General features: G+C 59.7%; 10 protein-coding genes and 1 pseudogene. 5 read left to right on the plus strand and 6 right to left on the minus strand.

Going from position 1 to position 11856, the window contains the following annotated elements; translation table 11 throughout:
* Nucleotides 1–370 precede the first annotated feature (370 nt).
* From ABYT07_RS14705 to ABYT07_RS14725, 5 genes are all read left to right on the plus strand, one after another.
* On the plus strand, nt 371–1222 hold the full coding sequence (locus ABYT07_RS14705; RefSeq protein WP_372992794.1) for an ABC transporter ATP-binding protein: 852 nt from the start codon (nt 371–373) through the stop codon (nt 1220–1222).
* A 10-nt stretch (nt 1223–1232) separates the two neighbouring features.
* Nucleotides 1233–2006 (plus strand): ABC transporter permease, encoded by a 774-nt coding sequence (locus ABYT07_RS14710; RefSeq protein WP_372992795.1) that lies wholly within the window; start codon nt 1233–1235, stop codon nt 2004–2006.
* A 33-nt stretch (nt 2007–2039) separates the two neighbouring features.
* A complete protein-coding gene (locus ABYT07_RS14715) occupies nt 2040–3065 on the plus strand; it encodes an ABC transporter substrate-binding protein (RefSeq protein WP_372992796.1) in 1026 nt (341 codons plus the stop codon).
* A 98-nt stretch (nt 3066–3163) separates the two neighbouring features.
* Nucleotides 3164–3589 (plus strand): nuclear transport factor 2 family protein, encoded by a 426-nt coding sequence (locus tag ABYT07_RS14720; RefSeq protein WP_372992797.1) that lies wholly within the window; start codon nt 3164–3166, stop codon nt 3587–3589.
* Nucleotides 3590–3591: 2 nt separating this feature from the next.
* Nucleotides 3592–4476, plus strand: a complete 885-nt coding sequence (locus ABYT07_RS14725) for a polysaccharide deacetylase family protein (RefSeq protein ID WP_372992798.1) — start codon at nt 3592–3594, stop codon at nt 4474–4476.
* Nucleotides 4477–4499: 23 nt separating this feature from the next.
* Here the strand turns inward: ABYT07_RS14725 and ABYT07_RS14730 are convergent, their stop codons facing one another.
* The 6 genes and pseudogenes from ABYT07_RS14730 to ABYT07_RS14755 all read right to left on the minus strand — a co-directional run.
* On the minus strand, nt 4500–6131 hold the full coding sequence (locus tag ABYT07_RS14730) for a dipeptide ABC transporter ATP-binding protein (RefSeq protein ID WP_372992799.1): 1632 nt from the start codon (nt 6129–6131) through the stop codon (nt 4500–4502).
* Nucleotides 6132–6135: 4 nt separating this feature from the next.
* Nucleotides 6136–7014 (minus strand): ABC transporter permease, encoded by an 879-nt coding sequence (locus ABYT07_RS14735; protein WP_372992800.1) that lies wholly within the window; start codon nt 7012–7014, stop codon nt 6136–6138.
* Complete coding sequence (locus tag ABYT07_RS14740) at nt 7011–8078, minus strand: ABC transporter permease (RefSeq protein ID WP_372992801.1); 1068 nt, start codon at nt 8076–8078, stop codon at nt 7011–7013. Before ABYT07_RS14740 ends, ABYT07_RS14735 begins: the two co-directional genes overlap by 4 nt.
* Nucleotides 8053–9657 (minus strand): ABC transporter substrate-binding protein, encoded by a 1605-nt coding sequence (locus ABYT07_RS14745; protein ID WP_372992802.1) that lies wholly within the window; start codon nt 9655–9657, stop codon nt 8053–8055. The genes ABYT07_RS14740 and ABYT07_RS14745 overlap by 26 nt, the downstream gene beginning before the upstream one ends.
* A gap of 240 nt (nt 9658–9897) precedes the next feature.
* On the minus strand, nt 9898–11376 hold the full coding sequence (locus ABYT07_RS14750) for an amidohydrolase family protein (protein ID WP_372992803.1): 1479 nt from the start codon (nt 11374–11376) through the stop codon (nt 9898–9900).
* A gap of 75 nt (nt 11377–11451) precedes the next feature.
* Nucleotides 11452–11856: pseudogene (locus ABYT07_RS14755) on the minus strand (allophanate hydrolase); the annotation flags it as partial.

Genomic DNA, 11856 nt, shown 5'->3' on the forward strand with positions numbered 1-11856 from the left:
AGGTGATCTTGAGCTATCTTGGCATCGCGCAAGAGAGCTAACGGGTCGCTAATCGCCGGCCTATTTAAGTCATCATTCATTTACTTGCGGATCAGAAAGCCGGTCTGATCATAATCGCTGTTCTTTGCCCCATGGCCGAGCTTTGGTCATTTTCGCGGTGAAGGGTGCCATAGATATCTGCCGAATCGACTTATTCAAAAGACGATTAGTCAGGATTACCTGACCTGGGGTGGAGCTGAGCACCTTTCCATCTGCACGATTTTTACGCGCTAATCCGCCTTAGCGCTCAATAAATCATCACCTCGATTTAATTCTAAAGATTTTTACTTTTGGTTGTTCCAACTCGATCAGTGCCGCTGATTATGAAGTCATGAACATAGCAGCACCTCTCCCCCCGACCCAAAGCCCCCCCGAGGCCCCGCGCACAGTGCGCGCCCGCAATGCGCTCGAGCTTCAGAATGCATCTGTCGTCTTTGGCAGCGGCGACATGGCCGTGACCGCCTTGGCCCCCACGAACCTGAAATTGCCCGACGGTGATTTTCTGGCCCTCGTCGGTCCATCGGGCTGCGGCAAATCCACGATCTTGCGGCTGGTCAGCAACCTGATCAAACCGTCGGATGGCGTCGTTCTGGTCGGCGGGCGCGAAGCCTCCGCAAAACAGCTGCGCATCGGGATGGCGTTTCAGAACCCCACGATGCTGCCGTGGCTGACGATTGAACAGAACGTGATGATGCCGCTCAAGATCGTGCAGCCCTTCAAGGCGCGCTTTCGGGCAGAGCGCAAAGGCGAATTCCGCGACCGGGTGCACCAGCTTCTTGGGCAAGTGGGCCTGAGCGATTTTGCGGGGCATTACCCATGGCAACTGTCGGGCGGCATGTTGCAACGGTCAAACCTGTGCCGTGCGCTGATCCATGAACCCGATCTGCTGCTGCTGGACGAACCCTTTGGCGCGCTTGACCAGTTCACCCGCGAAGAACTGTGGCAGATTTTGCAGGACCTGTATCTTGAGCGTAAACCGACCGTGCTGTTGGTGACCCATGACCTTCGCGAAGCCGGGTTTCTGGCCAACCGCATCTGCGTGATGAGCGCGCGCCCCGGCCGCATCATATCGGACGAGACGGTGAACATCCCGCAGCCGCGTGACATCGACATGATCTACAGCCCCGAATTCGTCGAAATGACCCAAGGCCTGCGCGAATTGATCGCTCAGGTCCGTAAATAGAGGCCACAAAATGACCGAAAAAAATCGTATACGGATGATGTCTTTTTCGCTGATCTTCGGCTTTTTCCTGATGTGGGAAGTGCTGTGTGTGCTGCTGAATGTCTCAGATCTGGTGCTGCCGCGCCCGTCAGAGATTATGGTGACCTTGTGGGTCAAGTTCCCGATCCTTCTGCCCCATATCCTGCAAACGCTTTATTCCACGCTGACCGGTTTTGTTCTGGGCGTTGCTATCGGCGTTGCCCTTGGCGTGGTCGTTGGCACCTCCAAGGTGGCCTATGCCGTGGCCTATCCCCTGCTGGTCGGCTTTTCGTCGATCCCCAAGGTGGCTGTGGTGCCGATCTTTGTTCTGTGGTTCGGGTCGGGCACCACGCCTGCGATCCTGACGGCCATGGTGATCTGCGTATTCCCGATTGTTGTGAACATCGCCACGGGGTTGGCCGCAACCGAACCCGACCTCGAGGACGTCTTGAAAACTCTGGGCGCGTCAAAGTCGGAAATCTTGTGGAACGTCGGCTTGCCGCGCACGATGCCGTATTTCTTTGCAGCACTTAAGGTCGCCATCACCTTGTCCTTTGTCGGCGCTGTGCTGTCGGAAACCGTGGCCTCCAACCGTGGCATCGGCAATGTGATGATGACCGCGTCATCGAACTTTCAAGTCTCGCTGGTTTTTGCGGGTCTGATCATCCTCGCCCTGCTGGGCGTCGCCCTTTACGCGCTGTTTTCCGTGCTTGAACGCCGGGTCACAGGCTGGGCCACTCGCGGCAATGACTTCTCTATCACCTGACCTCCCTCTCACCTCAACACAAGGAACGCTTTGATGAAGCATACACTTTTGGGCGCGACATTCGCATTGATCGCCGGGATCACCCCCGCCTTTGCCGAGATGACCGATATCCGGTTCACCCTAGGCTGGAAAACCCAAGGCAGCGACGCCCCGTTTTTGATGGCGCTAAGCCGCGGATATTTCGCCGATGAAAACCTGAACGTCACCATCGATCAGGGCGAAGGGTCTGCCGCCACTGTGACGCGGATCATGGGTGGGGCCTATGATGCCGGGTTTGGCGACATCAACGCCATCATCCAGAACGCCGCCGCCCGCCCGGGCGAGGCACCGGTCATGGTCTATCAACTGTGGAACCGTCCGCCCTTTGCGATTGTCACGCCAAAATCCGCAGGGATTGAAACGCCCGCCGATTTCGAAGGCAAACGTCTGGGCGGTGCCCAAGGTACACCCACGACACGGCTGTTCCCAGTGTTTGCCAAGCTGAACGGCGTCGACATCGACAAGGTCGCGCAGGAAAACATGGCACCTAACCTACAAGAACCGATGATGATCCGCGGCGACATTGACGGCGCGTTTGTGTTCACGATCACGAGCTGGTTCAACCTGATTGCCAACCGTCAGGACCCCGCCGCCGATTACAACTGGTTCCAGTTCGAAGAGTACGGCATGGACTTGTATTCCAACGGCATGATGGTGTCGCGCGAGATGCTGACCGAAAATCCGGACGCAGTTGCCGGTCTGGTCCGTGCGGTAAACCGTGCCACGCTGGAAATTGCCAAGGATCAAGACATCGCGGTCGAGGCGATCATGGCCTTTGACAACCTTGTCGATCCCGAGCTTGAGCGCGCGCGCCTTGAATTCGCGCTGACCAACCTGATGAACGCGGCTGAAACCGCAGAGATCGGCATGGGTGATCTGGTGGACGAACGTCTGACACGCTCTATCGCGATTGTCGCCGAAGGCTACGGTCTTGAGCGCCTGCCCGAAGCATCGGAAATCTTTGACCGCTCGTTCCTGCCGCCTGCTGACACCCGCAGCTTTGAGGTTGAGATTAACTGAAAATGCCACTGCGCGCGTCCGGCCTTGGGTCGGGCGCGCGCTCTCCATTTCCTCCCGATCTGCCCCAAGCCTGAAACCATCCCGACGAAAGTGCCCCAATGGACCCGAAAACCGATCCCCTGATTACTGCAAAAGCCATCGTCGAGGCCTATCTTGAACGCTCCATGGTGCCTGATCCCCAAGGTGCGGCGGCCTATGTGAGCGATGATTTCACGCTGGTTTTCACCGGAGGCCGCAAATTCACCCGCCCTGACCAAAGTGCGGGTTTCAACGCCAAACGCTATGCGTGGGTCAAGAAACGGTTCCTGCGTACCGATGCAGCCCTTGATCCTGAAACGGGCGATGTCCACGTCTACAACACCGGATATCTGTACGGCGAATGGAAGGACGGGACCCCCTTTGAGACCAACCGCTATATGGACAAATTCGTCGTGCGCGGCGACAAGATCATCGGCACGGATGTCTGGAATGACAGCGCCGAAATCTTGTTGCACAAGGCCGGACTGGCCGAAGCGGAGCTTTAGATATGGTCAAGGATCACGGGCGCTATGCCTACCGCGCCATCACCGATCGCGCCGATTACACCTGGCCCAACGGCAAGCGTCTGGCGGTTTATATCGGGCTGAACCTTGAACATTTTGCCTTTGGCGAAGGTCTGGGCGCAGAACTAGCCCCCGGTGGGCCGCAACCGGATGTGTTGAACTATGCGTGGCGCGACTATGGCAACCGGGTGGGCGCGTGGCGGATGCGCGACATGTTCGATGCGCTGGACCTGCCGGTCAGCGTGATTGCCAATTCAGCGATGTATGACTACGCGCCCGACCTGATGGCCGCGTTTCGCGCGCGAAACGACGAAATCGTGGGTCACGGGCGGACCAATTCGGAACGCCAAAGCGTGCTGCCCCCACAGGACGAGGCCACGCTGATCGCAGAGGCCACCCAAGTCTTGAAAGATGCCGAAGGGCTCGCCCCGCAAGGCTGGCTGTCGCCGTGGATCGCGGAAAGCCTGCACACCCCCGACCTGCTGGCACAGGCCGGCTATGGCTACAGCTTGAACTGGTGCATGGATGATCAACCGGTCTGGATGGACACGGCAGGCGGGCGGCTGCTGTCGGTCCCCTATCCGCAAGAGGTCAACGATATTCCGTCCATCGCTGCGCGCAAGGACGGTGCCGCCGTTTTCGCGGATATGATCATCGACAATTTCGACGAGATGCTGGAACAATCGGTGGATCAGCCACTGGTCATGGGGATCGCCTTGCACCCCTATCTGGTCGGTCAGCCCTACCGTTTGCGCCATCTGCGCCGCGCACTGACCCACATCGCCGCACGGCGCGACGACATCTGGCTGACCCGCGCGGGCGACATCCACAGCTATTGCCGCAACCAGATCCCCGACTTGATCCCCTGAACCACAGCGCGCCTGATCGCCCCTCAGGCCACCTTGCGGCGTGCGGGCGGTTTCGGGGCGGCAGCCAATAGCGTCTTGGTATAGGCGTTCTGCGGGGTCGACATCACCTGCTGCGCCGGACCTTGTTCCACGATCTCGCCGTCTTTCATCACGATCACATGGTCGCAAAGCAGGCGGACAACATGCAGGTCGTGGCTAACGAACAAATAGGTCATGCCCAGCTTGGCGCGCAGATCGACCAGCAGATTCAGCACGACGGCTTGAATGGACACATCCAGCGCTGCCGTCGGTTCATCCAAGATCAGGAATTTCGGCTCAAGGGCGACGGCGCGGGCGATCCCCACGCGGGCCTTTTGTCCGCCCGACAATTGATGCGGGAACCGGTCCAGCAGCGGCAACGGCAGGCCGACAAGCACCGCTAATTCGTCGATCCGCGCGGCCAGCATGGCCCCGCGCAGGCCGCTCAGGCGGCGCAAAGGTTCGGCAATCGTCTGGCGCGCGGTGTGACGCGGGTTCAAGCTGTCTGTGGCGTCTTGAAACACCATTTGTATCTGCGCGCGGCGCGGATTGCGGGCAAAGCCCTTGGCCGGGATCGCCGCAATGTTTTCGCCCTCGAACATAATGTCGCCGCTGGTCGCATCCATCAACCGCACCAGAATTTCCGAGGTGGTGGATTTACCGCATCCGCTTTCGCCCACCAGTCCTACGCTTTGGCCCTGCTTAATCGTGAATGAGATGCCTTTCACCGCATGAACCGGACCGGATTTGCCGCGATAGGTCTTGGTCAGGTTGCGCACCTCGACCAGCGGCGTATCCAGCACCTGATGCGGCGGCTCAGGCTTGCGGTCCTGCGGAGGCAACAGACTGCGGATGCTTTCGCCGATGCGCGGCGTGGCATCCACCAGCTTGCGGGTATAGCTGTGCTGCGGGTCGCTGAAAATCTGCGCGGGATCACCTTGTTCAACGATCAGCCCGTCTTTCATCACCATGATACGGTCGCAATATTGCGCCGCAAGGCCAAGGTCATGGGTGATCAACAGGCTGCTCATCGCGCGTTCGCGGATCAGGTCGCGCACAAGGTCCATCACCGCCTTTTGCGTGGTGATATCCAGCCCGGTTGTCGGCTCGTCCGCGATCAGCAGACGCGGATCACAGGCCAGTGCGATGGCGCATACGATGCGTTGGCACATGCCGCCCGACAATTCGAACGGATAGGCGTCATAGCGCGCCTCAGCGTCGTTGATTCGCACGGCTTTGAGGGCGGCAATTGCCTTGGCGCGGGCATCCTGACGGCTGGCGCGGGCATGCTGGCGCAGCACGTCTTCGATCTGGTGGCCGACCTTGCGGATCGGGTTCAGCGCCGCCCGAGGGTTCTGAAATATCATCGAGATTTCACGCCCGCGGATGTCGCGCATGTCCCGTTCAGCGGCGCGGCGCAGGTCAATGCCCGAATACGTCGCCTCGCCTGCCTTGATCGTGCCGCCCTGATCCAAGATCCGCATCAAGGCATAAGAGGTCACGGATTTACCCGACCCGCTTTCGCCCACGATCCCAAGGATTTCCCCCTTGGCCAGATCGAAACTGATCCCGCGCACCGCATCCACCGCCCCGCGACGGGTTTGAAAGGACACGGCAAGGTCTTTGACGCTTAACATAGGCTCAGGTCCTTTTGCGCGGGTCAACGATGTCACGCAGACCGTCGCCCAGAAGATTAAAGGTAAAGACAGCAATCATCAGCCACAGCCCCGGAAACACCGCCATCCACCATTCGCCCGAGACGATGAAATTCGCGCCTTCGGCCACCATGATCCCCCATTCAGCCGTGGGTGGACGCACGCCAAGCCCGATGAAAGACAGCCCCGCCGCGTTCAGGATCGCCCAACCAAGGTTCAACGACACCTGCACCATCATCGGCGGCAGCGCGTTGGGAAATATGTGCATGGCCAGCACGCGCACGTCCGAATTGCCCGCCAGTTTGGCCGCCTGCGCAAAACCGGCCTCGCGGCGAATGTTGACCTCGGCGCGGACAAGGCGGGCATAGAACGGCACGTTGATCACCGCCGTGGCGTAAATGATGTTCTCGATCGTGTTGCCAAGGGCCGCAACGATCCCCATCGCCAGCACGAACAGCGGGAACGCCATGATCGTATCAAGGATGCGGTTCAAGACGATGTCCAGCCAGCCGCCCCAATAGCCCGCGATGCTGCCCAAAACCGACCCCACGACAAAGGACAGCGCCACCGCCGCCAGCGACATCGACAGATCCAACCGCGTTGCGACGATCACGCGGCTGAACACGTCGCGGCCGACGTTATCGGTGCCAAACCAGTGATCCCATGATGGCGCTTGCAGCGCGTTGGATGCATTGGTTTGCAACGGATCATAGGGCACCAGCGCGGGTCCAAAGATCGCAGACAGCACGATCAGCGCGAACATTCCGAAGGCGATCATCGTCACCGGATTGGCCCGCAGAACATAGATCAGGTGATCCAACCCGCCAGATGTTTTCCGGCTTTGTTTCAAGGGTATATCGGTCATTTTGAACTAAACCCGATGCGCGGATCAATCGCAGTGTAGAGCAGATCAATCACAAGGTTGAGCACCACAAACAGCAGCGCCATGGCCAGCACAAAGCCCTGGACGGCGGCGTAATCGGACACCACCAAGGCCTCGACCGCATAGGATCCGATGCCGGGCCATGCAAAGACTTTCTCGACCAGCACGTTGGCCCCGAGCGCAAAGGAAAACACCATGCCCAGCGTCGTGACCACGGGCAGCAGCGCGTTGCGAAAGGCATAGCCGTACAGCACCTTGCCGTTGGACAGCCCCGCCGCCCGCGCGGTGCGGATGAAATCAGAGGACAGCGCCGTCAGCATCGACGCGCGGGTCATCCGGGCGATCGGCGCAAGCGTGAACAGCGCCAGAGTAATTGCAGGCATGACCAGTTGTTTGGCCGCCCCGCGCCATGTCTCCCAATCGCCCATCAGGGCCGCGTCAATCAGATAGAAACCGGTGACGTGGTCGGGATCAAGATAGATGAAATCAAGCCGCCCCAAGGGCGACGGCGCGATGCCCAGCAAATAATAGAACACATAAATCAGCACGATTCCGGTAAAGAACGTCGGCAGCGATACCCCCGCCGTCACCACCACACGGCACAGGTGATCCACCCATGACCCCGGACGCGTCGCGGCCAGAATGCCCAAGGGAATGGCGATGGCGCAGGACAACACCAGCGCTGTCAGCGTCAGCTCTAGCGAGGCGGGCAGACGTTTGGCCAAATCCTGCGCGACCGCCTGCCCGCTGAGCAGCGATTGCCCCAGATCGCCCCGCAGCAAATCCCCGACATAGATAAAAAACTGCTGGATCAGGGGCTTGTCCAGACCAAGGGCGGTGCGGACCTCGGCAATGGACGCCTCATCCGCAGCGGCACCGGCAAAATAGGCGGCCGGATCGCCGGGCAAGGCGCGGGTCAGCAAAAAGCTGATCAGCACCACGCCGATGACGACGGGAATTGACTGCGCGACACGCAATGCGATGGCGCGCAGTCTGGGATATGCGGGGCTGGACAGGACCTTAACCCGCCGCCAGAGGGCGCACATCAAGCTGGCGATGGAACCAGAATTCGTAGCCCTCGGCCCCGTTTACCGCCACATTCAACGCAGGCTGGTACAGTGGAATACGCGGCAGATCCTCCAGCACGATTTCGAACATGCGTTTGATTTTAGGGGCATATTCGGGATCGTCCATCTGCATATGCAAGGTGGCGTTCACCAGGTCTTCGACCTCGGGGTTGAGGTAGTTCGAGGAATTGAACAGATGCCCGTGCTGATAGGCCCAGAAGAAATAATAATCAGGCGTGTTCAGCCAACCACCAAAGTTATCCAGATGCAGGTCCAGACGTTTTTCGACCAAGGCCGCCGTGCGCCAGTTCGCGCCGGGTATTTTGTCGATTTCAGCCGTGATCCCGATTTTGCCAAGGCTTTCCTGGATCAGCAGTGCTGCAGGTTCCATCCAAGCCAGATCGGTGCTGATTGACAAGGGTACCTCGAAACCGTCGGGAAATCCGGATTTCGCCATATAGGCGCGCGCCATGTCCAGATCGGTGGCGTACTGCGTCTTGCGCGGCCAGGCGGTATCGGTAATCTCGGCCTCCCCCCCCCACAGCGGCGCACCGCGTTTATAGGCTGACGCCTCAAAGATTGCCTCGTAGGGCATCGCATAGGCCAGCGCCTTGCGCACGTTTGCGTCTTGGAAAGGTTCAAAATTGGTGTTCAAGCAGACGCAGTTAATACAGTTTTCAACCGGCGTCGAATAGACGGTCAGCTTGTCGGCCAGTTCGGCGGCATCCTTGTCGGGTATGTCAAACGACACCTGCACATCGCCGCGTTCAATCAGGGCACGGCGGGTGGCAGGGCTTGGGACTTCGCGCACGACAACGCGCTTGATCGCGGGCATCGGACCACCGGCCCAGTCGTCATTCCGCTCGTAGACCAGCTGTTCGCCCGGCGTCCAGCGCAGCACTTTATAGGCACCTGATCCCGCTGGCGTTGTGTGCAGATATTCCATCGCCCAAGGGTCGTCGGTCGTCGCGTTTGCCTTGGCTACAGCCGAATTGATGATGAACGGCACCGGTACCGCCAGATCGGGAAGCGCCAGCTTGGAAGGACGGTCCAGCGTCACGGTAAAGGTTTCGGCATCCACGGCGGTAAACTGGTCGGGCCGTTCCAGCCCGCCCGCCTTCATCTGTACTGTCGGAAAGCCGCCGACGCTGACGGCGCGATCAAACGACCACTTCACGTCGTCTGCTGTGACCTTGCTGCCGTCCCAGAACGTCGCGGCCGGCTTGATCTTGAAGGTGATCGTCAGCCCGTCGTCGGATGTGCTCCAGCTTTCGGCAAGTTCGGGGACGATGGTTTCATAATCATAGGACAGGCCACCGCTTGGCACGTCTTTGGTGCCAAAGGACACCAGACGGTCGTAGCAGTTCACCGACACCTGATAGGACGCGCGGTTCGTGCCCGTGCGGTGCAGGTCCAGCGAATTGACGGTTTGGCCGTTCACGACAACCAACGTATCAGACCCTTGGGCGGCGGCCGGCATCGCCCGCAGAAACGGCAAAACGGACGCCCCGGCGGCACCCATTTTCAGAAAATTGCGTCGTGTGGTGTGGTCCGTCATCGAAAAGCCCTCTTGCTGGTGGTGCGCCGATTGGATTCGGCCTTGGACAAAGCTTGCGTCGGATCAGCGCTTACTTCTATTGCTATAAATTCAGTATTACGATGCAAAAAATGCACCACATATTTTTTTACCGTTTAATATCAGCATCCTACACATAATCACACCGGAAACGGCCTTCAGAATGCCCCTTAATCAAAAAGGAATGGCAAGCGTGGACTGGAAAGATGAGAAATCTGCGACCTAGGCTAGGCGCGTCGCATAGCCGTCGCAATTGCCGCGGCAAAAGCTTTGGACGACCAAGGCTGCGGCTTCGTTCATCAGGCGGGTTTCTGCGTTGGCATGATCCAGACGCTCTGCAATAGTGCGGGCACGCGCGACCAAAGCGTTTTCATCCAGCGTCAGAATCCTGTCATTGGCCAAGACATAGCGGCCCGCGATCATCACCTCGCGCAGGGCGGCACCGTTTTCGGCCAGAACGATCTGGTCCAGCGGGGCGCGCAGCGGCGTATAGTGGCAATATCCCGCGTCCAGAAACACCAGATCAGCCACCCAACCGGCGGAAATCTTGCCCACGCGGTCAAGCCCGAGAATCCGCGCACTGCCTTCGGTGGCCATTTTCAGTGCGGCGCGGGTGCTGATCCACTGCGCCGGGTCAGAGGTCTGCGCGCGACTGAGGGTGGCAGCCAGACGCATCGCCTCGAACATGTTCTGCCCGTCGGATGTGTTACTCGCATCGGTGCCCACGCCCATGGTCACGCCCGCATCGGCCAACATCCGCACCGGCGCGATCCCCGATCCAAGCCGAAGATTGCTAAGCGGGTTGTGGCAAATGCAGGCGTCGTGTTGCGCCAGCAGATCCGCCTCGGGCTTGGACAGCCACACACCGTGCGCCCCGCTGAAATGCGAATTCAAGACGCCCAAGCGGCCTAGATGCTCGGTCAGACTGGTGCCGAATTTCTGCGCAGCCATCACCTGTTGCAAACGGGTTTCGGCCAGATGGGTCTGTAGCGGAATGCCGCCTTGCTGCGACAGCGCCGCGCAGGCCTGCAAGAACGGAACGGAACAATGCAGCGGTATCGTAGGGCCGATGCCAGGACGCACGCGATCGTTGGGCACGGGCCAACTGCCAAAGGCGTCCGCGCAGCTTGCCATGATCGTTTGCCAAGCCGGCAGCGTCAAAGCGGCAACAGCGTCGCGCAACGGCGGGTCAAACGTGTCGATCAGCCCCGGCAGCGCTTGGTAAATGGTTTGGTCCGCGATCATCGGGGCCACAACAGCGCGCATGCCGACATCGTGATACGCTTGCGCGACGCTATGGATGCCGCCCACGGTCGGTCCGGGCAGCTCAACGAACATGTCAAAACACGCGGTACACCCTTTGCGGATCAACTCGACCGCCGACAGCTGCGCGCTTAGATGCAGGTCGTCTTGATGACGCGCCCCGTTCAACCACGCAGCACCGGACAAAAACGCCTCGAGCGGGAGGTCATCAGGCACCCCGCCCCGCCCCAACGCACCATGTGAATGGGTGTGGCCGTTGACCAGCCCCGGCATGATAAGGCGATTGCTGGCATCGACACGCTCGGCCGCTTCGGGGCCTTCACCGGCGGGGATCAACGCCTTGATCCGCCCGTCACTGATCAGCAGGGACAGGGTCGCAAACCGGTCATTATCAACCAGAACAGTCCCGCCTTCCAAAAGAATTTGGCGCTGTGTCATGCGTATTTCCCTCTTGATACCGCCGACGTGGCCTCACCCTCTGGCAGCACGACCCCGACCCATTGCAGCGCGAACCTAGCCTGCCAAAGACGCGATATACCGCCGCCAGTCGCCCATTTCAGTGATGTCTTTTGCGTCTGCCGTGGCAATTGCTTCGCACATAAACCCTTGCACCTGCGATCCGTCCTCCAACACGATTGTGCCAAGCCCGAGGGGCGCTGGAATGCCGCCCAGAAAACTGCCGACGTGGGCAAACGGCACGTCCCAAAGTTCAAGCGCGATGGGTGCGCCTGAGCCCGCAGCACCACGCACCAGCCCCGGCCGCGCGGGCGGCCCGCCAGCAAGGGCATAGAACCGGTATGCATCCGAGGTCTGCGCCTTTTTCACGAACACCGCATCACGATCTGTCAATTGGTGGTTCAGCGGCAACCCCGCCATATGCGCACCGCAAACCGCCAACCGCAGCGTTGTGGCGGCCCC

This window comes from Sulfitobacter sp., from assembly GCF_041552635.1.
In the GTDB taxonomy this organism is placed as follows: domain Bacteria; phylum Pseudomonadota; class Alphaproteobacteria; order Rhodobacterales; family Rhodobacteraceae; genus Sulfitobacter.

What these genes read in the sequence shown, in the direction of transcription:
- ABYT07_RS14705 (WP_372992794.1), top strand. Translation starts at nt 371, where the DNA reads ATGAACATAGCAGCACCTCTCCCCCCGACCCAAAGCCCCCCCGAGGCC.
- ABYT07_RS14710 (WP_372992795.1), top strand. Translation starts at nt 1,233, where the DNA reads ATGACCGAAAAAAATCGTATACGGATGATGTCTTTTTCGCTGATCTTC.
- ABYT07_RS14715 (WP_372992796.1), top strand. Translation starts at nt 2,040, where the DNA reads ATGAAGCATACACTTTTGGGCGCGACATTCGCATTGATCGCCGGGATC.
- ABYT07_RS14720 (WP_372992797.1), top strand. Translation starts at nt 3,164, where the DNA reads ATGGACCCGAAAACCGATCCCCTGATTACTGCAAAAGCCATCGTCGAG.
- ABYT07_RS14725 (WP_372992798.1), top strand. Translation starts at nt 3,592, where the DNA reads ATGGTCAAGGATCACGGGCGCTATGCCTACCGCGCCATCACCGATCGC.
- ABYT07_RS14730 (WP_372992799.1), bottom strand. Translation starts at nt 6,131, where the DNA reads ATGTTAAGCGTCAAAGACCTTGCCGTGTCCTTTCAAACCCGTCGCGGG.
- ABYT07_RS14735 (WP_372992800.1), bottom strand. Translation starts at nt 7,014, where the DNA reads ATGACCGATATACCCTTGAAACAAAGCCGGAAAACATCTGGCGGGTTG.
- ABYT07_RS14740 (WP_372992801.1), bottom strand. Translation starts at nt 8,078, where the DNA reads ATGTGCGCCCTCTGGCGGCGGGTTAAGGTCCTGTCCAGCCCCGCATAT.
- ABYT07_RS14745 (WP_372992802.1), bottom strand. Translation starts at nt 9,657, where the DNA reads ATGACGGACCACACCACACGACGCAATTTTCTGAAAATGGGTGCCGCC.
- ABYT07_RS14750 (WP_372992803.1), bottom strand. Translation starts at nt 11,376, where the DNA reads ATGACACAGCGCCAAATTCTTTTGGAAGGCGGGACTGTTCTGGTTGAT.